We start from the raw sequence: 23,018 nt of genomic DNA, 5'->3' as shown, positions 1-23,018 counted from the left end.
ATATTCAACAGACGGATAAAACATCCGTCTGTTGCTATCCTTATATAAACCAATCCCAAACATACTTTAAAGTTATATTCTCTATTTCCACTTAACGTCTTGCTGTTACAGATCCATGTATCTAACATATTCAGCCAGAACCATGACATTGAATTTTTTACCGGCAGTTTTGTCTATATAACAATCCAAATGAATTGATTATTACAATAACTGCCTGCTGGAGTTGAGAAGGATTATTCCATGCGGATATTGATCGTTGAAGACAACATGTTACTGCGTCACCATTTAACGGTACAGCTTCGCGACACCGGTCATCTAGTTGATGCCGCTGCAAACGCCAAAGAAGCCGATTACTATCTGGTCGAGAGCGAACCCGATATTGCCATTGTTGATCTTGGTTTGCCCGGAGAAGATGGTTTGAGTTTGATCCGTCGCTGGCGCCAAAAAGATGAAAAACTCCCCATTCTTGTTTTGACCGCCCGCGAAAGCTGGCAAGAAAAAGTCACGGTTCTTGATGCAGGAGCAGATGATTATGTTACCAAGCCCTTTCATCTTGAGGAAATTATTGCCCGTATGCAGGCACTCCTACGCCGTAATAATGGGCTGGTTTCTCAGATTATTGAATTCCCACCTTTCAAAATTGATCTGTCACGCAAGGAATTTACAGTTTACGGAGAGAGCGTCAAACTAACGGCGTTTGAATACCGAATCATTGAAATACTGATGTGTAATAGCGACAAAGTTGTCACTAAAGAGTCATTAATGCGCCAATTATATCCCGATGCTGAACTACGCGAAGGTCACTCCATCGATGTCTTAATCGGCCGACTAAGAAAAAAAATATTAGATATTTGGCCTTATGAAGCTATCGTGACTGTCCGGGGCCAAGGCTATCGCTTTGATGTGTAAAACTTTCATGGGTAAAAAAGTGCTTAAGCACAAAAAGCAGCCTTTCTCACTCCGTACCCGGTTTTTAATGGCAACGGCTGCGGTTATTCTTGCTCTTACCATGTCTTACGGTATTGTTGCCATTGTCGGTTACCTGGTCAGTTTTGATAAAACCGCTTATACACTGCTACGCAGTCAGAGTAATCTATTTTTCAGCCTTGCTCAGTGGAATAACAATCAACTGAATATTTCAGTCCCCCCCAATTTCACACTGAATAACCCATCATTGGTTCTGATTTATAACAACAAAGGTACCATCCTCTGGCGTCAACACTATATCCCAAAAGTCGAAAACTCTATTCCTAGTGAATGGTTAAAAGAAGACGGTTTATATGAACTGGATACTGATCTAAAAAGCAGCCGGGATTTGCTAAAAAACTCGGCTAACACACAAGGACAATTAGGTAAACTTAATTCACTTGACGAAAATGAAGATAATGAGCTAACTCACTCCGTTTCTGTCAACAGATATAGTGCGACAGCTCATTTGCCAGCGTTGACGATTGTAGTCATTGATACCATTCCACAGGATTTACAAAAAACGGTTCTGGTGTGGGAATGGTTCGGTTATGTATTGATTGCCAATCTTATTCTGGTTATCCCATTAATCTGGCTGGCAGCACACTGGAGTTTACGGCCAATTAAATCGCTTATTCATCAGATCAGTTCATTAGAAAAAGGTGAACGGGAAAAACTGGATGAAAATCCACCGACAGAGCTGCGGGGGCTAGTTCGTAACCTTAATGTGTTGCTCAATAATGAACGCAATCGCTATACAAAATACCGAACAACACTGGCTGATCTGACACACAGCTTGAAAACGCCACTGGCTGTTTTACAATCAACTCTCCGTTCTTTGCGTGACAGCAAACAAATGACTATTCAACAGGCAGAACCCATCATGCTTGAGCAAATTGGCCGTATTTCTCAGCAGATAGGCTATTATCTGCATCGTGCCAGTATGCGCAGTGAACACAGCACTATTATGCGGAAAGTCTCTTCTGTTCCTGCTTTACTAGATAGCCTGTGCAGCGCTTTAACAAAAGTTTATCAGCGTAAAGGTGTCAGTCTCACGTTAGATGTCTCACCGGAAATCACCTGGCTTGGTGAGAAAAATGACTTTATGGAAGTCATGGGTAATGTGCTGGAAAACGCTTGTAAGTACTGCCTTAAATTTGTTGAGATCTCTGTGGCGATTGATCACGATTCGGTAATGATTATTGTCGATGACGATGGTCCAGGGGTGCCAATTGAAAAATGGGACATGATTTTCCAGCGAGGTCAACGTGTTGATACTTTAAAGCCTGGTCAAGGGCTTGGATTGTCAATTGCTTCTGAAATTATCGAACAATATAAAGGCGATATCAGTATCAGTGACAGTCCACTTGGTGGTGCCAGAATTTGCGTTATGTTCCGATGCCAGCAAATTAATGACGATGATTAGTTAAATATGCCAGTGTAGTCTGATACTGAGTTTAACTATTCGTTATAATACCCTGAAATTCACTTCACACTCAGGATGTCACTATGGACTATCAGTTGAATCTGGACTGGCAGGCATTTTTGCATAATCATTGGCAAAAACGGCCTTTACTGATTAAACAAGGCTTCCGTCAATTCATTGATCCCCTTACTCCCGATGAACTCGCGGGGCTGGCTATGGAAAATGAAGTTGACTGCCGTCTGGTCAGCCAGAAAAATGGCCGTTGGGATGTCTCTCATGGTCCATTCGAAAGTTACGATCATTTAGGTGAAAAAGAGTGGTCACTGCTGGTACAAGCGGTTAATCACTGGCACCATCCTTCCGCCGCATTAATGCAACCATTCCGCGTATTATCTGACTGGCGGATAGATGATCTGATGGTCTCCTTCTCCGTTCCCGGTGGTGGTGTTGGTCCGCATCTAGATCAATACGATGTGTTTATCATTCAAGGAATGGGCCGCCGTCGCTGGCGCGTTGGGGAAAAGCTACCAATGGAACAACGCTGCCCTCACCCCGATCTATTACAGGTCGATCCCTTTAATGCCGTTATTGACGAAGAGATGGAACCAGGTGATATTCTCTATATCCCACCAGGATTTCCTCATGAAGGTTATTCCATCGAAGATTCACTAAATTATTCAGTTGGTTTCCGCGCCCCCAATTCCCGTGAACTGTTCAGTAGCTTCGCCGATTATGTACTGGCTAGTGATTTAGGCAGCTATCGTTATAGCGATCCCGATCTGACTTTCCGCGAAAATCCGGCGCTGGTCCAACCGCATGAACTATCAGCGCTACACACCATGATGAACGAGTTATTAGCACAGCCTGACACTTTCCAGCAATGGTTTGGTGAATTCATCTCTCAGTCACGGCATGAACTTGATATTGCTCCACCAGAGCCACCTTATGAAAGTGATGAAATTTATGAATTAATGAAACAAGGTGAAAATCTCCACCGCCTTAACGGATTACGGGTTATCAGGGTTGGTGATCAATGCTTTGTTAACGGTGAATTAATAGATACACCTCATATTAAAGCGGCTGATGTTCTTTGCTGCCATTATCAAATTAATGCAGAAATGCTTGGTGAAGCGATAGATGATGTTCGTTTTATCAGACTGCTCACTGCATTGGTCAATAGTGGTTACTGGTACTTTAATGATTGATACCTCACCTCAAGAGGTTAATTTCAATAAGGTTGATTTTCTCCCCACTAAATCACAAGTGATTATAGTGGGGGGTTCTTAAGTTCGCTTCGATCTCAATTAGCATTCAGGAAGGAGAATTCCGCACAGTTTGTTAAGAACTTGTCGTGCCAGGATTTGCCGTTAATATCCGATCAAATTAACTAGTGCTGCAAAACGCCTGACTCATTTCCGACTTTTTAGACAACAGTGCGGTTAATTCAGCAATACGCATGACAACACTTACAGCCTGCTCCATTCCTTCCAACGAAACAAATTCATGTTTGCCATGATAATTATACCCCCCCATGAATATATTCGGGCAAGGTAAACCACGAAACGACAATTGTGCGCCATGAGTACCACCACGAATCGGTTTAATAACGGGTTCAATATTACAATCCAGCATTGCCTGTTTGGCAATCTCAATAACATGCGGATATTTGATAACTTCATCATGCATATTGTAATAATTGTCATCGATAGTCAGTTCGATATAACAACCAGGATGCAGCCCCTCACCGGCTTTTTCAGCAATTTTAATCATCTTCTTTTTACGTTCTTCGAAGTTATTCCGATCAAAATCACGAATGATATAGTGCATTTCAGCACACTCAACCGTGCCTTTAATACGTTGCAAATGATAGAAACCTTCATATCCATCGGTATGCTCCGGTGTCTCTTCCGATGGCAATGCTTGATGGATATGGATCGCCAGTGATAAAGCATTGATCATCACATTTTTAGCACTACCAGAGTGAACATTATTACCAACAATCTTAACGGTTACTACCGCTGCATTGAAATTTTCAAATGCCAGTTCACCTACACCACCACCATCTACGGTGTATGCCCACTCAGCATCAAATGAATTAATATCAAAATAGCGTGCTCCTTTACCTATCTCCTCATCAGGTGTAAACGCAATTCGAATATCACCATGTAAGATATTGCTATTTTTCAGACGAACCATTGCAGTAATGATTTCTGCAATACCCGCTTTATCATCAGCACCAAGCAGCGTTTTACCATCGGTGGTAATCAATGTTTTCCCCAACATATTATGCAAGATAGGAAACATAACCGGCGATAACACTTCATTACCCGCACCCAGAGCAATTTCACCACCTTGATAATTTTCCAACATTTGTGGACTTATATTTTTTCCAGAAAAATCAGGTGAAGTATCAAGGTGAGCAATAAAACCGATAACAGGTACAGGCCAAGATGTATTGGCAGGTAATGTTGCCATAACACAGCCATGAGCATCCTGTACCACATTAGAAAAACCTAATTCGATCAACTCCTGTTTCAGCGCTTTGGCGAGTTCGAGCTGCCCATGACTACTGGGAATCGTCTTTGCTGACGGCTTTGACTGAGTATCAAAAGATATGTATTTAAAAAAACGTTCTAGTAATCTGTCCATTATTCTCTTCCCCCAGGGATTTAGCTACCCATTATGAGGAAGAGAAACACAATAATTATTGCGTTAAATCAGCTTTAAATTCTTTAATACTATCAATTAACCTTCGAGCATACTCATCTACTATCTTACTGGCTGGTCCATAATGCTTTTCATCAAATAGACTTTCTACTTGACTCGGTTCCAGGTTCAGCTCTACCGTGTGCGCCCCTGCCAGTTTAGCTTCATGTACAAATCCAGCCGCAGGATAAACATGACCAGAAGTGCCGATAGCGATAAAAATATCTACCTGAGACAGTGCAGAATAGATCCGTTCCATTTCCAAAGGCATTTCACCAAACCAAACAACATGTGGACGCAATGGCGAGGGGAACTGACAACAATGGCAACGTTCATCTGTCGTCAAATCGTCTGTCCACTCAAACACTTGCCCAGATTGGCAACAACGAATTTTGAACAACTCACCATGCATATGCACCGTGCGATAGCTGCCCGCCCGCTCATGAAGATTATCGATATTCTGAGTAATCAACAAAAAATTATCGCCAAGCTCATGCTCCAGCGCGGCTAAAGCATAATGCGCTGCGTTCGGTTCTATTTCTGATTGCTGAAGTTGATGACGCCGGGCATTATAAAATGCCTGCACCAATTCTGGATCCTTCTGAAATCCCTCAGGTGTAGCAACATCTTCCACCCGATGTTCTTCCCACAGCCCATCGGAGGAGCGGAAAGTCCGAATACCCGATTCAGCCGAAATACCGGCTCCTGTCAATACCACGATGTAAGGTTTTTTCATATTAATCGCCAATCGATTATCCCTATAAAAAATCCGACTACGAAATCTCTGCTGTCTCAAACGCTTAACCTTACGAAGCCGACCAAGCCGACTAAGCCGACGACAAACTCGCATACTGATTTCCTTCAAGATTTCTTAAATATTGCTTAGGTTTCTATTTTTTATACCATAACGTTTTGATTAGCTCATGCCAATAATAGATTAATTATTTTCCACTTAATATTCGTGCCGGCTCAAGTCTACTTGCCCGTCTTGCCGGATACCAACTGGCTAATAAACTCAGAATCAGAGCCGTCGCCAGAACATACAGAACATCCATGCCATGTAACTCAGATGGCAGGAAATCAATGAAGTAAACATCACCGGAAAGAAATTGATGCCCGATCAGCTTTTCCAGCCCATGAATAAGCGCCGTCAGATTCAGTGATGCCAACACGCCAGCTATAGCACCGGCAATACTGCCCGTCATCCCCGTCAGTAACCCATACCAGAGAAAAACCGCTCTAATTTGCCTATCCTTAGCGCCGAGGGTTCGCAGGATAGCAATATCACTGCTTTTATCTTTTACCGCCATAATCAGGGTAGAAACGATATTAAAACACGCCACGCCAATCACCAGAATCATCGCCAGATACATAATGCTACGTACCATCTGAATATCATGATACATATAGCCATAATTTCTTATCCAACTGCTGATATAGACATATTCCTGTGACGCTTCGCCGGCAAACCTTACTCGTTGATCAGCGGCAAACACATCATCAACCTTGATCGCAATACCAGTAATCCCTTGCCCATAATCCAAATATTGTTGAGCATCGGCCAAAGGGACCAAAGCCAAACTATGATCAAGCAAACCACTCAATCGAAAAATTCCGCTAACTTGTAAACGAATCCGTTTTGGTTGCAACAATTTCATTTCGGGATCACTGTTCGGGATCATAACAGTCAGCCAGTCACCTTGTTTAACCTTCAAGGCATTTGCGACTCCCTGCCCCAGAATGACCTGTTGATGACCCGCCTGAAAATTTTGCCAAGCATTATCTTGTACAAATTGTGGTAATGAGCTGACCTGAGCCTCTGTGGTTAAATCAACCCCTTTCACCTGAACCGCATGCAAGCTGGCGCCTTTTTCCATCAATCCAGTGAAAGTAATATAAGGTGAAGCAGCAACCACACCGATAGTGTCTTTTACCCGTTCCAATGCAGGCTGCCACTGTTCAAAAGGCTGATGAACCGTATAAATTTCACCATGAGGAACAACAGAAAGGATACGGTTTCTCAATTCTCGTTCAAAACCATTCATGGCACTTAGACCAATAATGAGAACAGCGACACCAAGCATAATCCCTAGCGTAGAAATCACAGAAATCAGAGAGACCATACCGCCACGGCGGCGCCCGCGACTAAATCGTAAGGCAGTGACCAAAGAGAGAGGCAAATTCGCCATTACAACGCTCCCGTCACGGTCAATTCATCCTGTAAATAACCATCACACATCTCCACCTGACGATTTAATCTGCCGGCGAGATTCAAATCATGGGTGACAACCAGAAATGCCGTGCCTTGCTGCCGGTTAAGCTCACCCAGTAATGCAAAGATGCTATCTGCATTACGTAAATCAAGGTTACCGGTAGGTTCATCCGCTAAAACTAACGAAGGTTCATTAACCAACGCTCTGGCAATTGCCACACGCTGGCGTTCTCCCCCTGACAATTCTGATGGACGGTGATGAGCGCGCTTCTCCAAACCAACAGCCGCCAGCATTTCGAATGCTTTCTTCTGTGCCTGACCGCGGTTTTTACCGCCGATCAACAGTGGCATAGCGACATTTTCGATCGCATTAAAATCTGGCAACAGATGGTGAAACTGATAAATAAAGCCCAATTCATGATTTCGCAGTTCTGCTCTGGCTCCTGAGGACATTTTATTCAAAGAGTGCCCTTTAAAAAGAACTTCACCAGAAGTCGGTGTATCCAACCCACCAAGCAAATGCAGAAGCGTACTCTTACCTGAGCCGGAACTTCCCACAATCGCCATCATTTCACTCTGATTGATAGCAAAAGTGACATTTTTCAGCACTTCGGTCATTACTTGACCTTCCTGGTATTTTTTACACAGATTATTACACAACAATAGTGGTTGATTATTCATAACGCAAAGCCTCAGCAGGTTGGATGGCAGCAGCACGCCAGGAAGGATATAACGTAGACAATAGGGCTATCGCCATCGCTGAAATTGCGATTGTAGCAACCTGTAGCGGCTCAATGGCAACAGGCAGCTCAACACCTGAGGTCAATAAGCCAATAAGTGGCATTAAGTTATTAAGCTGACTGGAAAGCAGAACACCAAGCCCAGTTCCCAGTAAAGTGCCGATGATCCCGGCTCCCGCTCCCTGGATCATAAAAATCGCCATAACCTGACGACGTACCAGTCCCTGTGTCTGCAAAATCGCCACTTCTCCCTGTTTTTCCATTACCAGTAAACCAAGCGAAGTGATGATATTGAATGCAGCCACAGCAATAATCAGGCTTAACAATAAGCCCATCATATTTTTTTCCATCCTGACCGCTTGGAAAAACTCACCTTTACGTTCGCGCCAATCCTTCCATAACAACCCTTCTGGTAGAGTTTGTAAGCTCAAACTATCTACAGCCAATGGTTCTGAGAGATAGAGACGCCAGCCAGTAATGTGACCTAGCGGATAGCGCATCAGACGGGCAGCATCTTGCTGATTAACCAGAATCTGTGTGCCATCGACTTCGCTATTAGACGCAAAAGTGCCAATAACAGTAAATAGACGCTGACTGGGAATACGCCCCATTGGTGTCAACTGACTTGCGCCAGGCACCATCAGGCGAATGCGATCACCGCGTTTTACTCCAAGCTCCCCGGCCACTCTTTCGCCCAAAATAGCATTGTAGCTACCGGGTGCAAGTTGATGACGATAAGCGCCGATTAAATATTCAGTCAGCGGTTCATATTCATCAAAAGCGATACCCAACATTACACCAACACCGACATTCCGGGCGCTTTGCAATACAACATCACCCATCACCAATGGCGTAATCCTGTTAACCTGCTTTAGATCCGCAAGTTCACTGGCAGGATGCGCTTTTGGGTCTAGCGAGCCATTTACCGACGTCACAACCGCCTGTGGCATAAAGCCAAGAATACTGGTTTCCAGTGAACGCTCAAAACCATTCATCACGGACAATACTGTAATTAATGCGGCAACACCGAGGGTAATGCCAATTGCTGACAGCCAAGAAACAAACCGACCAAATTTATCAGCCGCCCGACCACGCATATACCGCAAACCTATAAATAATGAGACAGATTGAAACATGAAATCTGTTACGCCCCTGTTGCCAAAGCAAAGTGTTCGGGGATAATAAAGGGTAGTTATATTTTATGGAACCACCAACATCCAGATTCTGTGGTTTTTTTATTTTCTCTCAACCAGCCAGCGTGTTTACTCGAAGACCATTATGTGTCGAAAGCCTGTTGGGAATGGACTGAATCATAGAGAACACATTTACGCCTATGTCCTCAAAATATCGTTATAAACTTCCCGAACGTCGCGGTGATAACCGTCAATTAGGCCAACTTACTGGTGCTGCTTGCGCTGTAGAGTGTGCTGAAATTGTCGAACGCCATCAAGGCCCTGTCGTACTGATAACCAAGGATATGCAAAACGCCTTACGTCTGCATGATGAAATCCATCAGTTTACCGACTTCTCTGTTGATCTCCTTTCCGATTGGGAAACACTGCCCTATGACAGCTTCTCTCCTCATCAGGAAATCATTTCCAACCGTCTGTCTACACTTTACCGTCTGCCGACGATGACCAAAGGTGTTTTAATCCTGCCGATAAATACCTTAATGCAACGGGTTTGCCCTCATAAGTACCTTAACGGGCATGCACTAGTGATGCATAAAGATCAGAGGCTCTCACGAGATAAACTCCGTACTGAATTAGAACAAGCTGGCTATCGTAGTGTCGAACAAGTTCTTGAACACGGCGAATTCGCTACTCGTGGCGCACTACTTGATCTTTTCCCAATGGGAAGTGAGCATCCCTATCGTATTGATTTTTTCGATGATGAAATCGATAGCTTACGTATTTTCGATGTTGACAGCCAACGCACGCTGACTGAGGTTAAACAAATCAACCTACTGCCCGCTCATGAATTCCCAACAGATAAAGAGACTATTGAACTGTTTCGCAGCCAGTGGCGGGAACGTTTTGAAGTCCGTCGTGACAATGAGCATATTTATCAGCAAGTCAGTAAAGGTACGTTACCGGCCGGGATAGAATACTGGCAACCGTTGTTTTTTAGCCAACCCTTGCCTTCATTGTTTGATTATCTACCCGACAACACCTTGCTTATCAGTCAAGAAATAAACCATTCCGCTGAACGTTTTTGGCAGGACATCCAACAACGCTTTGAGAGCCGTAAAATTGACCCAATGCGCCCTCTCTTACCCCCAGAAGAGCTTTGGCTTCCGGCTGATAATTTATTCTCAGCGCTAAAAAACTGGCCCCGCATTCAACTTAAAGCAGAAGAATTGAGCAAAAAAGCGAGTCACGTAAATCTTGATTATCAACTGCTGCCTGATCTCTCCGTTGTTGCGCAAAATAAGGCTCCTCTGGATAAGCTTCGCCGTTTCCTTGAACAATTCAGTGGCCGCGTTATTTTCTCTGTTGAGAGTGAAGGACGGAAAGAAACGTTACAGGAATTATTGTCACGAATAAAGATTAAACCCATTAAAATCAGCAAATTGCATCAAGCACAACAGCCAGGTCACTTTTTGATGATTGGTGCCGCTGAACATGGTTTTATCGATACAAAGAATGAACTGGCTCTAATCTGTGAAAGCGACATGCTTGGTGAACGAGTTGTTCGCCGCCGTCAAGACACCCGCCGCACGATTAACACCGATACCCTGATTCGTAACCTTGCAGAATTACGCCCCAGTCAGCCGGTGGTCCATTTGGAACATGGCGTTGGCCGTTACCAGGGGCTAACTACGCTGGAAGCAGGTGGTATCAAAGCTGAATATCTGATCTTAAGTTATGCTGGTAACGACAAACTTTATGTTCCGGTCTCTTCCCTGCATTTGATCAGCCGCTACGCAGGTGGTGCTGATGAAAATGCCCCATTACATAAATTGGGCGGAGAGGCATGGAACAAAGCCCGCCAGAAAGCTGCCGAAAAAGTACGCGATGTGGCTGCGGAGTTGCTTGACATTTATGCTCACCGCGCCGTAAAACCAGGGTTTGCGTTTAAACATGATTGGGAGCAATACCAATTATTCTGTCAAAGCTTTCCATTTGAAACGACGCCAGATCAGGAACAGGCAATCAACGCAGTTCTGAATGATATGTGTCAGCCAGTCGCTATGGATCGCTTAATTTGCGGTGATGTAGGCTTTGGCAAAACCGAAGTTGCAATGCGCTCCGCATTTCTGGCAGTCCATAATGACAAGCAGGTGGCGGTCCTGGTTCCGACAACACTGCTGGCTCAGCAACATTTTGATAATTTCCGCGACCGTTTTGCTAATTGGCCTGTACGTATTGAGATGATATCCCGTTTCCGCAGCGCCAAGGAACAGCAACAAGTCGTTGAAATGGCAGCCGAAGGTAAAGTCGATATTATTATTGGTACACATAAACTGCTACAAAGCGACTTGCGCTGGAAAGACCTTGGTTTGTTAATTGTCGATGAAGAGCACCGGTTTGGTGTTCGCCACAAAGAGCAGATCAAAGCCATGCGTGCCGATGTCGATATTCTGACCCTCACCGCAACCCCAATTCCACGAACGCTCAATATGGCAATGAGTAGTATGCGGGATCTCTCAATTATTTCGACCCCGCCCGCTCGCCGTCTGGCCGTCAAAACTTTCGTGCGCGAGTATGACAGTCTGGTGGTACGAGAAGCCATACTGCGTGAAGTTTTGCGCGGTGGTCAAGTCTACTACCTCTATAATGATGTTGAAAATATTGAGAAAGCGAAGCTGCGTCTTGAAGAATTAGTACCAGAAGCACGGATTGCCATTGGTCATGGGCAGATGCGTGAACGGGATTTGGAACGGGTGATGACCGATTTCCATCATCAACGATTTAATGTTCTGATTTGTACCACCATTATTGAGACAGGCATCGATATTCCAAGCGCCAATACCATCATTATTGAACGTGCTGACCATTTTGGCCTAGCCCAACTGCATCAATTGCGGGGGCGTGTCGGACGTTCTCACCATCAGGCTTATGCTTACCTGCTGACACCACATCCGAAAGCAATGACAGCCGATGCACACAAACGTCTGGAAGCTATCGCCTCCCTTGAAGATTTAGGTGCGGGTTTTGCACTGGCAACTCACGATCTTGAAATCCGTGGGGCCGGCGAACTCCTAGGTGAAGAACAAAGTGGTCAGATGACAACAATTGGCTTCACTCTCTACATGGAGCTGTTAGAAAGCGCTATCGATGCACTAAAAGCAGGCCGCAAACCTTCACTTGAAGACTTAATCAATAGTCAAACTGACGTTGAATTGCGGATGCCTATTTTGTTACCTGATGATTATATTCCTGATGTCAATATGCGTTTGTCTTTTTATAAACGTATTGCCAGCGCCAAAGACGCATCAGAATTAGCAGAATTGAAGGTTGAATTGATAGACCGGTTCGGCGCATTACCTGATCCGGGGCGCCACTTATTACACTCAGCAGCCATTCGCCTGTTAGCTCAGAAATTAGGTATTAAACGAATAGAAGCCCATGAAAAAGGAGGGTTCATCGAGTTTAGTGAGGAAAATAAAGTTGATCCAACTTATCTTATCGGCCTGTTACAAAAACAACCTGAAATTTATCGCTTGGACGGCCCCGCTAAACTGAAATTCATTACTGACCTGAACGAAAGAACGATACGCCTGGAATTCATTCAGCAATTACTTGATACTTTTGAACATCATCCAATCTGCTCTTAAGTCACTTCACTTCCCCTATGATTGATTGCCAGTCTGTGGGGGAGTAAATTTGAAGATGCATCGCGATGGCATGGGAGTGAATCCCCGGGAGCATAGATAATTAAGGGCAAACTTGGTTTTCGTAAAATAATAACCGGATATGATCATAATTATAGTAATAGCCTTTATTATCAACCTCATGCAGTAATTTACCTTTTACTTTAATGATCTCTTCTTCCATTGAAGTTATAATTTTCATAAAGATATCAATAAGTAAAGGGAAATTCCTCACCCACTTTATTTATACCCGTCATCTTTCAAGTTGCCTCTTTGTTGGCTGCACTCACTCACCCCGGTCACATAGTTATCTATGCTCCCGGGGATTCGCTCCCTTGCCGCCGCGATGCATCTTGAAATCCATAGGGTATAAGATGAATTTCAGAAAAAATTGCCAATATGAAATTGTCAACCGGTCAATTTTATCTACACTAATTTAGTTTTAAGGATATTTTACTACAGTGGTCGTACCAGAATCCTTATATTCTAATAGTCTTGCTAAACAGTACCTTAATGTAACAATCAATCAAATATATTGATTAAATATATAAATCATATTCAAACATATTGTTTATTGTTAAATAGATTATTAGATATTCTCAAATATTATATTATTTTTTAATTGCATTATTCTACACTTCGCCTATACCAATTAGTGAAAATGCTGTTTATCTATTTTTAAATAAATCAAAGAATAGATATGACAACAAGTATGGAAACCATAACGATGCAAAGTGTTACCGATAATAATATTACTTCCGAGAGTATTTCCTTTAATAATATTTCTATGCAGATTCTGCACGAACTGTTGCAATATCGCAGGCGTCTTACCGATCTAGGGAGAGATTCCGTTAAAGAAGAAAATATTATTAAATCTGTACAATTACCTAGAATTGAATACTTCATCAGGAATAATAAACCTATCGAATTCATTTTACCGGCATTCCCAACCAAGTCACCAAACAGAAATAAAGTACTTGGTACTGCTCCTGATATGGCAGAACGCTTGTCTTTGATTTTTCTTAATTCTCTTTGCCAGCGTATTCAGCTTTATTATCCGCCAGGCGCTCGCATTATTATTTGCTCTGATGGGCATGTCTTTGGTGATCTGATTCGTGTCAGTGATAATGTTATCAGTCAATATCATGAAGATATTAAACAATTACTTCATGAAGTAGGTGCTATCAATTTAAGCACATTTAACCTTAATGACGATAAAGAACTCTGCGAACATAGTGATGATTTCAATTTACAGAGACAGATGTTAGTCATACATTATGCCCGTTCGGAAGAATCTATCAAAGATGAACTGTTGCAAAATAGTGATGGATTACAATTATATCGCGCAGTCACCCGTTTCTTATATGAAGACAGCTTATTACCCGGCTATACCGGATCAAATAATGCCCTACAAAAAGATGCCAAACAAAGAGCTATCGGTGTTATTCAACGCAGTTGGGCATGGGGAAGTTTATTAGATACTCATTTTCCAAAAGCCATACGTCTGTCTATTCATCCTCAGCCAGCAGACAGTATTAAATTTGGTATTCATATGATGCCAACCCGGGATGATTGGTTAACTCCTTGGCATGGTGTCGCAGCCAATGTAAATGGGCAATTTATACTTATGAAACACAAAGAAGTTCAGATGATGGGCGGAAAATTAGTAAATATTCATGGAAAACCCAGTCACTATGTAATTGAAGGAAAATAGCGATGACAGAATTAAATAGCTTTCAGACAGAAGAAATAACCCCTTTTGGTTTAAAAATTACGCCTCAATCTTCCGATCAACATATTGATACTTTATCAGTGGAACAACTGAAAGAACTGGCTAGAAAACACCATCTGCTTATATTACGTGGTTTTAAATCTGATTTATCTGATCACAAAAAATATGAAGAATATGCCCGTAATTGGGGAGAAATAATGATGTGGCCGTTTGGTGCTATTTTAGATGTTCGTGAACACCAAGATGCTACCGATCACGTTTTTGACAACAGCTATATGCCGTTGCACTGGGATGGCATGTATAAACCGACAATTCCAGAATTTATTATGTTCCATTGCGCCCACGCACCTGAAAGCGATCAAGGAGGCAGGACAACCTTTGTCAATACTCGTCGTGTTGTTGCTAATGCTACTCAACAGCAATTAGAACAGTGGAAGAACATATCGATTACTTATCGCATTAATAAAGTCACTCATTATGGTGGGGAAGTTCACTCTCCTTTACTGGAAGAATATCCGGACAGAAACGGATTCGTTATCAGATATAACGAACCGGCAGTAGATGGAGAAAAATTCCTAAATAAACATGCTATTGAATATCATAATATCAGCCCTGATCAAGTAGCAGAATTTCAACAAGATTTTATCAATATATTATATGATAAGCGCCATTTATATGCTCATGCATGGAAAAAAGGTGATCTGGTGATTGTGGATAATTTCTCTCTGCTACATGGACGTGAAGGATTTACTTCCAAATCAGAACGGCATTTACAGAGAATCCATATTCAATCTAATCCGGTATTTAATAATCAAGCGTTAAGATCATAGTATTATTATACAAACGAAAAACTGGAAAGATTATTTGACTCCCACTGTAATTTATTGGGAGTCAAATGATCTATCTTTATGAAAAATTGTACTGATTAATCAAATCCACCCTCCCTTCTGCGACAACCATAGTCTAGCAAGAGAGAGGAATATTACCACTACAGGTTTTCTTGATTTCGGTCTGTTTGTCCCGTTGCCATTTCTCAACTGTACTTTTTTATTCGCTTCTACTACCGCCAGTACACTCGCTAGCGCATTAGCGTCCACAACAATTACTTAGACAAGAACAAATAAAGCCAAACAATATAAAATAATCCAGATAACCATAATAATGTATTTTGAAGACTTATTTCCATTTCAAAAAAACTCTTTTATTAATTCAATATTATTTCTATGTGCAAATTTTATTTTTGATAAAAATCCGCAATGAATAATAAAAATAAGAATTGCAAACTCCCCAAATAAAATAGCCAGCAAAAGAATTTAAGTTTCCATTTTTAATAAATTCAAACAAAATTCCAGATATATAAATAACAAATAATATCATCATGGAAAAATTAGCAAGTTTGTTTTTATTAAAAAAACAAAAATCAAAAAAGAGCAATGGAGATTTTACACTTCTTAGTGAAATTTTTTTGCTCAAGCCAAAATAGATAAAGCAGGCAAGAAACCCCAACAGACTCAAAACCATCAAAATAAACGGAATATATACAATCATGCTCATTTATCCTTAAACTGCGTATTACCGCGAAGGAGCTCGCTCTTTAATGGCGTTTTTCAAGATAACTTTTTCATCGATGAGATATTAGCATCTACTACTGTCTACTTCACCAAGATACCAATGTTCTGAGTAAAAAGGGTTACCTCTTGGCGATACTTATCCCTGACAACAGAACGACAACTGGTATCCCCCTAACAGTTGACCAGTTCCTCGCTCCTTGAACGGTTCTGGTCAACGCTTAAGTGGTTATTTCCTACCTTATTTTACAATATCTCGTGATAAGAATAGGCCAGTATAAGGATCGAAAAATATTCTTCTTCCATAAAAATCAACAACAAAATATTGCTCTTCAACAACGTTCAACCCTTCATATGGGTAACTTATTTGGCCTTCTTTTTGTAAATCTGAAGGCTCTATTTGCCAAAGAAATTCTCCATTATTTGTATAAGAAAATAGATTATTTAGCCCATCATCTCCTATAGGAATATCAGTTAAGACAAGAACAGAACCATTCTCAATTTCTATCGCCTTAATAATCTTTTGATTAAATATAATTAAGTGCCCATTAATATTAATCTTGTTATCGTTAACTAAGATAGCCATTTTAATATCCTATTTTTTTTGAATAGCCCGTTCATTAGTGAATGTACCTGTTCTTTGCCCCATAAGATCAAACTGGGTTCCTCCACCTTTATAGCCAAACAGACTATTTGCGGAACCTACTCTCATCTTAGTACCTGCTTTAATTTCAACATCCGCAACGTATTTTGGTTCATATGGCAAAGCAAATTTTTCTTGAATTTGTTTGCTACTTAATCCCTTTATATCTTCGGCTCTCATCATCCATCCCCCTCTCATTTGTGAATTAGTACCGTCATAGACTCTAACAAATTTCGTGTTAGCTGCTAATTCAAATTCCTTTACTGTAGTTCCTGGAGTATATGGAGGTTGTTCATATCCTTGATTTTTCCACCAATTATTTACTTCTGCTGCTGTTACTTCTTTAATGGGCTTTTCAGGGAGTCGTCCAGAAGTACTTTTGCCCTCATTTATAGATGAAATCGTCGTCTTATTTCCAGTAATACTCTTATCAGTCAGAGAACTTTCTTTCCCCTCAATCACTTCTGTTGACCGATACTTACTTAAAGACAAAAACGCTTTCGCTGCTGCAAACTGTATCAGCTTCGCTTCACTGGTAGGTATCCCTCCGGCAACAATTTCCGCCGCTTTCTGTGGAGTCATCTGCTCATTTGATAACACGACATCCAACGGAACACCAAAGAAGTTACCCCACGCAATAATCAGACCTTTTGCCGGGTCTTGACCATCCGGGACTTGTCCTTTCAGGTAGTGAGTCAAGGCAGCATTTATTTCTTCAGGTGTTGCCCCGGATTGAGCCATTTTTTGAGCCAGTGAACCCGCTCCTTCAAAATGTTTAGCCCCTTCGGAACCAAACAGATTTCCCATGCTAAGGGCATTATTATCCGCAACAACGCATTATCACTTAGTGAACAATGGGTTATTGCTTATAATTGCGTAAATTTCATCTGTTATTGGGTCTATATCTTCCCCATATTGGCCTCTATCCCCCATCATTCTGAAATCATTCATAATATATTTGTATAAATTCTTCATACCATTACTTGCTTTGTTCTCAAGAATATTAATGGATTTTATTAAGTATGCATAAGATGACTCTCCATTTCCTGATTCTTTTAAATACGTAACAACTTGCTTCAACAGGGATATTAATCTTGCGATTTCTATCATATCTTTATTTGTTGACATTTTATTTTCCTTTATTTGTTATTTGATCTGGAAATGCTTTCTTAAATTCTTCGTAAGTGTAAACATTACCTGTTTTTCCATCTCGTATTGATTTAATCCAATCCATAGGGTAATTCCGTGGCAGTAGAATTTGATCGGCTCCACCTATGTATTTAGGATTATTACTCAAAGGTGGTTGTTCCCCAACAGAACCAATGTTTAGCTTAGTATCTTTGGGTACTTCTATCTCAGCCTCAAATCGAGTTGTACTCCAGTTTTTATAGACAGCAGTTTCATTTCTACCCGCATTTTGTGTGGTTGTTGCGTAACCACCATCTAATTTGGCTTGATCATTAACACCACCAAATTTTCTAAATAATGTTACAGGTTCTTGTGTAATAACAGTTTCATATTTTCCAGCCTTAAATGTCGAGGACACACTTGTAGGTAAATGTTCCTTATCTACTATAACTATACTCTTATCTATTTTCGTTCCTAGTGAAGCTTTGGAATTAACATTTGTATGCGAGATGTTTTTATCAGCACCAAGGGCCATTTCTCCAATTTTCGCTGTCTGTGCTTTTTCTTTCATCAAATTATCAATCGTTGAACTACTTTTTCTATCAACAGCTTCTATCGATTGATATTTGCTCAAAGACAGATATGCTTTCGCGGCTGCAAACTGTATCAGCTTCGCTTCACTGGTAGGTATCCCTCCAGCAACAATTTCCGCCGCTTTCTGTGGCGTCATCTGCTCATTTGATAACACGACATCTAACGGAACACCAAAGAAGTTCCCCCACGCAATAATCAGACCTTTTGCCGGGTCTTGACCCTCAGGGACTTGTCCTTTGAGGTAGTGAGTTAAGGCTGCGTTGATTTCTTCGGGTGTTGCCCCGGATTGAGTCATCTTTTGAGCCAGTGACCCTGCGCCTTCAAAATGTTTAGCGCTTTCGGAACCAAACAAACTTCCCATGCTAAGGGCATTATTATCCACCGAATTCTTCCCGGCCTGCGCCCCGGTGAGGGCGCTGGCGGTGGAGTCACCGGCAATACCGCCTGCTAGCGTGGAGCTGATTAAATATTACCCCGGTGGACTCATGCTGCCCTCCTAGCTTTGTAAAGGCTGGATCGTTGTTTAAAAGCCACTTAATACTACTTGCCCTTCTGTATAACTTTTAAGAATCCTACTGCTTATTTCAAATATACACTTAGTAAAATCGCTTATTGTTAGATTATATCCCTCATCTGTGATATTAATTTTTCCCAGAAAACGCAATGCTATTTCATTAGAAAATATTATGTTAAAGCTCTCACTGGTTTCCTCAATTTTCTCAATAATATATTGATTATCAAAGGGTCTACCATAAGGGCCATCAGGGAGAAAGAAGTAAAGTGATTTTTTCTCTTTTACCCAATTTTCAACTATTTCTTTTGTGTTCATTTCTTAATTATCCAGTTATTGTCTAGTGATGGTAAAAATATTTGCGTACCACCACCATGTAACGTTGGTTGAGTCCCTTTAGTTCCAATTTGTGCTGCCGCTGGCCCTTCATAATACTTAGTACCTTTGGGGATCTTTATAATGGCTTGGTTTTTAAAAGTATTACCCCATTCAGGTAAAACAGCACTATCCAGTTGAGATTGTAGAGGTCCTTTTGATGGCTGAGGAGTCCAAAAGCGACCATCAACTTTAGCAGAGCCGCCATAATCTCTGAAAAAATACATATCTGTTTCTGCGACTTTTTCAGTATAACTTCCACTTCTGAACGTTGAAGCAGGAGCTCGCAAATCATTGGGGTTTCCTAATGGGCCAATTTCATGCGGGCCATAAGATTTTATAGTTTTTGATACTCCTTGTTCTAAGTTCTTCGAGACATTCTTCACCACATTAGCCGCTACAGCTTCGGATTTTGCTGCCACTGCCTCTGCCGCAGTTTTACCCACACCTATTACGCCGGCTGCGCCCACACCACCCGGCGTTAATGCTTCTGCGACCTGAATACCTGCATTATTTAGACAAATTGTTGGCGCAGCTTTACATCCTTCCAGTGCAGCTCGTGCCATTGCAGCAATTTCAGGTGTGGCGGCCACAATCTGGGCACCACCGGCTACTGCCATTCCTCCCGCAGAGACAATTAGGTTTCCATCAGCTATACCTTTAGCAATATTAGCCTTGCACGTCGTATCGCAGTCTGGTGTTTTACTTAACCAGAATCCAAGATCCGAGCCGGCTGCTGCGCCAAGGGCATTATTATCCGCAACAACTTTTTATGATTTCAGCTCAGTATTAATAAATGCTCCTGTTTTTTTCATTACTAAATCCTCTGCTAACGGTAGGTCTCTAATTAATTTTTCTATTGTTCCTCTAGGATATCGTTCTTCTTGGAATGTTTTTTCATAATTTGTTGTATAAATAAGACGATCTTCATCGCCATCAAAACCCAACCAAAAAATAAAGCCATAATCTGATAATTCAGAGGATAATGAGATAAAGTTCTCCGGTTCTCCTTCAGAAAAATCTAAATCAGACAATGGGATATTCCCAACATCTCGCAAGTTCTTACGCATTCCGTCTTCAAGGCTCTCTTTTAGTTCAGATATCACCATGTATAGATCCATTGTTACTCCTTTCCCTGGAACTAATGTGTCATTAATTATAAAATTAAACATTCCACTCGGTGAACACAGGACATCAATTTGCTCAATATGGATAGCAATTTGATAAGGATCTCCAATAATCATTTTATTTTCCACCCTTCTTGTTTTTGTAACCTAGACTTCACCTTTCCAGTTAATTCCAATTTATTTTTTGAGTCTCCAGTACTACCAGACCAATGGTAGACACCTGTATTATTTGGTGAAAATCTATGGATATGTCCATTGGAGTCTTTAGCATATCTATGTTTATCAGAATCTATAGATACTGAACCTTCAAAAATGCTCAAAGAGTCTCGTGGTTCAATACCAGCATTCGGTCTGAACCCTTGAGTTCCAGGTGTATGCTTAGAGTTAGATTCAATTTTTAGTCCATTACCTGCAACTGTTGTTTCGGGAATAGGTAATCTGTTATCCCGTCCTTCGGCCAAATAAGCTAAATTATCTTTCGTAACAACGCATTCCATTGCGAAGTTGATTACCGAACGCCGATTTTCCTAATGCCCTCAGTCAGTTACCACCCGTTTTTTCCGATGTGCGTTCACCGCCGAACCCAAAACCCCCTGACGCGCTTTTCGCCCCCGAAGGCCGGTTTTTCCCACCGGGCACTTGTTAGTGTCGCGTCTTTTTCAGCAACGGGTGAATGGTACCCCTGCGATGTTCTGATACACGGTGGCTTCGGGTTTTGCATGACCACACCCGGTCTTTGTTGCCATTACCCTGCAACAGCTGCAACTGGGGACACTGAGTACGAATACTCAACGGCTCTCCGTTGGTCTTGCGGTACAGGTAGCGCTCCCGTATCGGCCTCCTGATATCAGAGGTATAAAAGGACTGAAATTAGCGCAATGAGCAAGCCCTCTGCGCCAATCTGATCATTGAGATCAAATAATTAATACATCTATTTAAGCAATATCACCTTCTTCATATCGTAACTGAATATTAACAGGTGCAAGAATTTCTCCAACCTTTTCCAAAAAATCGGCACATTCATGTGGGATATGATACTTAAAATAAACTTCTATTAGCGTTTCACTTTTTCCACAGGAAGCAGGAAAGCTTTCGTATATCTCCCCGCTTTCAATAAAACGAATATAACTATTTATTTTTTCTTGTAGTTTCAGTAAATGTTCTTCTATCGAACCACTCCACGGTAAATGATCAGTTAGTCCTAGAACAACTAAGTTTTCATTGTTATTAGGTATACCTATCATATCTATTTTGTTCACGTCTTCTATAGACATATTAACTCCTTACTCAATCTTTAGAAGTAGGTCTGATGATGTCAACCTTGGTTGGCGGTATTTTGCTCCCTCCTTCAAAACCCGGTTTTCCTTTTCCAACGACAGTACCCCCCTTGGTTTCAAGTTCAGGAAAACCTTTCTTTTGATTTGTTGTTAATGGAGCAGTTGATGAGCTTTTACATTCAACACAGATAATGTTTCCTTCTTTATCTTTGCCTATCATGTCAACCCTTATTTTTGTATTACTCTCTGTTTTGACAGTAATTTCCTGTGCTGATTCAACTTTATCAACTTTGAATTTATCGTAAGTAGATTGTTCAAATTCTTTACCTTTCTCGTAATTCTGTTGTGCTTGTGAGCCAGAATTAGGTGATTGAACTCTTGTCTTCACGCCATTTTCAAACGTATAGTACCCACCATTGTGACTATAAATAGTGTTTCCTGATGCGTCTACTTTTCCAGTGTTATTATAAACACCATCTTTTGGCCCAGTAACTGAATTTCCTTTTGGGGTATAACCAGTAGGTAATGTTGCGCCTTTTCCGACTACATTTATAGAAGTTCTATTAGTTTTTGCCCCAATAGCCCCGACCGCAGTCTCCAGCAACATCAGGTTCCGCTGCTCTTCCTTCACGTACTGCGCCGCATCCGCTTTGGACAAGCCCGATTTTTCCAGCTCTTTTTGACGCAGTTCCGTGTTAAAGAACCCGGAGAGGGGTCCGCTGCCGCCATTTAACCAGCTGCTCTGCTCTGAACGACCTATCTTGTCATTGGCACGGTATCCCGATACCGCCAGTTCTTTACCCAACTCATGGTTGATGAATGCCAGTTCTTCACGACTCAACTCACCATTCAACGCCATCTGTTTCAGGCTGTTGATGGTTGCATCACTGGCCTGTCGATATTCCGTCCAGACCCCTTTACGGCAGCTGTCATCCTGACACGATGCCAGTTTACCGCGCATGTCCTCCACTGACGGCAAGCCTTTATCCAGAATGCGCTGGCTCAGCTCCTTAGCCTTGCCGCACGCTTCCGGTGACAGCGTGCGGCAATCACCCAGATTTCGCGAGGCCAGCGCATTATTCTCAATAACAACCCATTCCATTGCGAAGCTGATTACCGAACGCCGATTTTCCTAATGCCCTCAGTCAGTTACCACCCGGTTTTTCCCGTGCTGCTTTGTCGCCGAACTCAAAACCC

General features: G+C 41.8%; 22 protein-coding genes. 6 read left to right on the top strand and 16 right to left on the bottom strand.

What is annotated here, in order from left to right; all coding sequences use genetic code 11:
- Positions 1-240: 240 nt before the first annotated feature.
- The 3 genes from phoP (at position 241) to ACGF49_RS08060 (ending at position 3,597) form a co-directional block, all read left to right on the top strand.
- Positions 241-909 carry a two-component system response regulator PhoP gene (gene phoP / locus ACGF49_RS08070; RefSeq protein ID WP_011147027.1) on the top strand — a complete coding sequence of 223 codons (669 nt, stop codon included), beginning with the start codon at positions 241-243 and terminating at the stop codon, positions 907-909.
- A 19-nt stretch (positions 910-928) separates the two neighbouring features.
- Entirely contained in the window at positions 929-2,392 is a 1,464-nt protein-coding gene (gene phoQ, locus ACGF49_RS08065) for a two-component system sensor histidine kinase PhoQ (protein WP_228901142.1), read from the top strand.
- Between the two features lie 83 nt (positions 2,393-2,475).
- The gene (locus ACGF49_RS08060; RefSeq protein ID WP_113041101.1) at positions 2,476-3,597 is read left to right on the top strand and encodes a cupin domain-containing protein; all 1,122 of its coding nucleotides are present in this window, start codon (positions 2,476-2,478) and stop codon (positions 3,595-3,597) included.
- Between the two features lie 178 nt (positions 3,598-3,775).
- On the opposite strand, the gene pepT is transcribed toward ACGF49_RS08060, so the two are convergent.
- The 5 genes from pepT to lolC form a co-directional block, all read right to left on the bottom strand.
- Positions 3,776-5,041 carry a peptidase T gene (gene pepT, locus ACGF49_RS08055; protein WP_113041102.1) on the bottom strand — a complete coding sequence of 422 codons (1,266 nt, stop codon included), beginning with the start codon at positions 5,039-5,041 and terminating at the stop codon, positions 3,776-3,778.
- A 55-nt stretch (positions 5,042-5,096) separates the two neighbouring features.
- Positions 5,097-5,948: a Sir2 family NAD+-dependent deacetylase gene (gene cobB / locus ACGF49_RS08050; protein ID WP_113041103.1), complete on the bottom strand. Its 852-nt coding sequence runs from the start codon at positions 5,946-5,948 to the stop codon at positions 5,097-5,099.
- Between the two features lie 91 nt (positions 5,949-6,039).
- A complete protein-coding gene (gene lolE, locus ACGF49_RS08045; protein ID WP_113041104.1) occupies positions 6,040-7,287 on the bottom strand; it encodes a lipoprotein-releasing ABC transporter permease subunit LolE in 1,248 nt (415 codons plus the stop codon).
- Positions 7,287-7,991, bottom strand: a complete 705-nt coding sequence (gene lolD, locus ACGF49_RS08040) for a lipoprotein-releasing ABC transporter ATP-binding protein LolD (RefSeq protein ID WP_113041105.1) — start codon at positions 7,989-7,991, stop codon at positions 7,287-7,289. The genes lolE and lolD overlap by 1 nt, the downstream gene beginning before the upstream one ends.
- Complete coding sequence (lolC, locus tag ACGF49_RS08035) at positions 7,984-9,186, bottom strand: lipoprotein-releasing ABC transporter permease subunit LolC (RefSeq protein ID WP_113041106.1); 1,203 nt, start codon at positions 9,184-9,186, stop codon at positions 7,984-7,986. Before lolC ends, lolD begins: the two co-directional genes overlap by 8 nt.
- A gap of 197 nt (positions 9,187-9,383) precedes the next feature.
- On the opposite strand from lolC, the gene mfd reads away from it, so the two are divergent.
- The 3 genes from mfd (at position 9,384) to ACGF49_RS08020 (ending at position 15,428) form a co-directional block, all read left to right on the top strand.
- Positions 9,384-12,830: a transcription-repair coupling factor gene (gene mfd / locus ACGF49_RS08030; RefSeq protein ID WP_387490465.1), complete on the top strand. Its 3,447-nt coding sequence runs from the start codon at positions 9,384-9,386 to the stop codon at positions 12,828-12,830.
- Between the two features lie 763 nt (positions 12,831-13,593).
- The gene (gene pvcA, locus ACGF49_RS08025) at positions 13,594-14,580 is read left to right on the top strand and encodes an L-tyrosine isonitrile synthase (RefSeq protein ID WP_113041108.1); all 987 of its coding nucleotides are present in this window, start codon (positions 13,594-13,596) and stop codon (positions 14,578-14,580) included.
- Positions 14,581-14,582: 2 nt separating this feature from the next.
- Positions 14,583-15,428, top strand: coding sequence for a TauD/TfdA family dioxygenase (locus ACGF49_RS08020; RefSeq protein WP_113041109.1), 846 nt, complete (start codon positions 14,583-14,585; stop codon positions 15,426-15,428).
- A 391-nt stretch (positions 15,429-15,819) separates the two neighbouring features.
- Here ACGF49_RS08020 and ACGF49_RS08015 read toward each other — a convergent pair whose 3' ends face one another.
- From ACGF49_RS08015 to ACGF49_RS07965, 11 genes are all read right to left on the bottom strand, one after another.
- On the bottom strand, positions 15,820-16,146 hold the full coding sequence (locus ACGF49_RS08015) for a hypothetical protein (protein WP_387490462.1): 327 nt from the start codon (positions 16,144-16,146) through the stop codon (positions 15,820-15,822).
- A gap of 261 nt (positions 16,147-16,407) precedes the next feature.
- Positions 16,408-16,752: a hypothetical protein gene (locus ACGF49_RS08010; RefSeq protein ID WP_113041111.1), complete on the bottom strand. Its 345-nt coding sequence runs from the start codon at positions 16,750-16,752 to the stop codon at positions 16,408-16,410.
- A 9-nt stretch (positions 16,753-16,761) separates the two neighbouring features.
- Positions 16,762-17,616, bottom strand: a complete 855-nt coding sequence (locus tag ACGF49_RS08005; protein ID WP_113041112.1) for a hypothetical protein — start codon at positions 17,614-17,616, stop codon at positions 16,762-16,764.
- Between the two features lie 33 nt (positions 17,617-17,649).
- Positions 17,650-17,937 carry a hypothetical protein gene (locus ACGF49_RS08000; RefSeq protein WP_113041113.1) on the bottom strand — a complete coding sequence of 96 codons (288 nt, stop codon included), beginning with the start codon at positions 17,935-17,937 and terminating at the stop codon, positions 17,650-17,652.
- Position 17,938: 1 nt separating this feature from the next.
- Positions 17,939-18,913, bottom strand: coding sequence for a hypothetical protein (locus tag ACGF49_RS07995; protein ID WP_228903002.1), 975 nt, complete (start codon positions 18,911-18,913; stop codon positions 17,939-17,941).
- A gap of 141 nt (positions 18,914-19,054) precedes the next feature.
- Entirely contained in the window at positions 19,055-19,360 is a 306-nt protein-coding gene (locus ACGF49_RS07990) for a hypothetical protein (protein WP_011145458.1), read from the bottom strand.
- Positions 19,357-20,037 (bottom strand): hypothetical protein, encoded by a 681-nt coding sequence (locus ACGF49_RS07985; RefSeq protein WP_228903003.1) that lies wholly within the window; start codon positions 20,035-20,037, stop codon positions 19,357-19,359. The genes ACGF49_RS07990 and ACGF49_RS07985 overlap by 4 nt, the downstream gene beginning before the upstream one ends.
- Positions 20,038-20,187: 150 nt before the next feature.
- Positions 20,188-20,661: an Imm42 family immunity protein gene (locus tag ACGF49_RS07980; RefSeq protein WP_113044356.1), complete on the bottom strand. Its 474-nt coding sequence runs from the start codon at positions 20,659-20,661 to the stop codon at positions 20,188-20,190.
- Complete coding sequence (locus ACGF49_RS07975; RefSeq protein WP_191214988.1) at positions 20,658-21,041, bottom strand: hypothetical protein; 384 nt, start codon at positions 21,039-21,041, stop codon at positions 20,658-20,660. The genes ACGF49_RS07980 and ACGF49_RS07975 overlap by 4 nt, the downstream gene beginning before the upstream one ends.
- A gap of 438 nt (positions 21,042-21,479) precedes the next feature.
- On the bottom strand, positions 21,480-21,818 hold the full coding sequence (locus ACGF49_RS07970; RefSeq protein WP_113044355.1) for a DUF6572 domain-containing protein: 339 nt from the start codon (positions 21,816-21,818) through the stop codon (positions 21,480-21,482).
- A 13-nt stretch (positions 21,819-21,831) separates the two neighbouring features.
- Positions 21,832-22,923: a hypothetical protein gene (locus ACGF49_RS07965; RefSeq protein ID WP_387490457.1), complete on the bottom strand. Its 1,092-nt coding sequence runs from the start codon at positions 22,921-22,923 to the stop codon at positions 21,832-21,834.
- Positions 22,924-23,018: the final 95 nt, after the last annotated feature.

The sequence above is a fragment of the Photorhabdus sp. RM96S genome, assembly GCF_042879335.1.
Taxonomy (GTDB): Bacteria; Pseudomonadota; Gammaproteobacteria; order Enterobacterales; family Enterobacteriaceae; genus Photorhabdus; species Photorhabdus kayaii.
This window is presented reverse-complemented; position numbering and strand designations above follow the sequence as displayed.

Coding starts and splice junctions, on each gene's coding strand:
- phoP (WP_011147027.1), top strand. CDS start 241: ATGCGGATATTGATCGTTGAAGACAACATGTTACTGCGTCACCATTTA.
- ACGF49_RS08060 (WP_113041101.1), top strand. CDS start 2,476: ATGGACTATCAGTTGAATCTGGACTGGCAGGCATTTTTGCATAATCAT.
- pepT (WP_113041102.1), bottom strand. CDS start 5,041: ATGGACAGATTACTAGAACGTTTTTTTAAATACATATCTTTTGATACT.
- cobB (WP_113041103.1), bottom strand. CDS start 5,948: ATGCGAGTTTGTCGTCGGCTTAGTCGGCTTGGTCGGCTTCGTAAGGTT.
- lolE (WP_113041104.1), bottom strand. CDS start 7,287: ATGGCGAATTTGCCTCTCTCTTTGGTCACTGCCTTACGATTTAGTCGC.
- lolD (WP_113041105.1), bottom strand. CDS start 7,991: ATGAATAATCAACCACTATTGTTGTGTAATAATCTGTGTAAAAAATAC.
- lolC (WP_113041106.1), bottom strand. CDS start 9,186: ATGTTTCAATCTGTCTCATTATTTATAGGTTTGCGGTATATGCGTGGT.
- mfd (WP_387490465.1), top strand. CDS start 9,384: ATGTCCTCAAAATATCGTTATAAACTTCCCGAACGTCGCGGTGATAAC.
- pvcA (WP_113041108.1), top strand. CDS start 13,594: ATGCAAAGTGTTACCGATAATAATATTACTTCCGAGAGTATTTCCTTT.
- ACGF49_RS08020 (WP_113041109.1), top strand. CDS start 14,583: ATGACAGAATTAAATAGCTTTCAGACAGAAGAAATAACCCCTTTTGGT.
- ACGF49_RS08015 (WP_387490462.1), bottom strand. CDS start 16,146: ATGATTGTATATATTCCGTTTATTTTGATGGTTTTGAGTCTGTTGGGG.
- ACGF49_RS08010 (WP_113041111.1), bottom strand. CDS start 16,752: ATGGCTATCTTAGTTAACGATAACAAGATTAATATTAATGGGCACTTA.
- ACGF49_RS08005 (WP_113041112.1), bottom strand. CDS start 17,616: ATGGGAAATCTGTTTGGTTCCGAAGGGGCTAAACATTTTGAAGGAGCG.
- ACGF49_RS08000 (WP_113041113.1), bottom strand. CDS start 17,937: ATGTCAACAAATAAAGATATGATAGAAATCGCAAGATTAATATCCCTG.
- ACGF49_RS07990 (WP_011145458.1), bottom strand. CDS start 19,360: ATGAACACAAAAGAAATAGTTGAAAATTGGGTAAAAGAGAAAAAATCA.
- ACGF49_RS07985 (WP_228903003.1), bottom strand. CDS start 20,037: ATGGCAGTAGCCGGTGGTGCCCAGATTGTGGCCGCCACACCTGAAATT.
- ACGF49_RS07980 (WP_113044356.1), bottom strand. CDS start 20,661: ATGATTATTGGAGATCCTTATCAAATTGCTATCCATATTGAGCAAATT.
- ACGF49_RS07975 (WP_191214988.1), bottom strand. CDS start 21,041: ATGGAATGCGTTGTTACGAAAGATAATTTAGCTTATTTGGCCGAAGGA.
- ACGF49_RS07970 (WP_113044355.1), bottom strand. CDS start 21,818: ATGTCTATAGAAGACGTGAACAAAATAGATATGATAGGTATACCTAAT.
- ACGF49_RS07965 (WP_387490457.1), bottom strand. CDS start 22,923: ATGGAATGGGTTGTTATTGAGAATAATGCGCTGGCCTCGCGAAATCTG.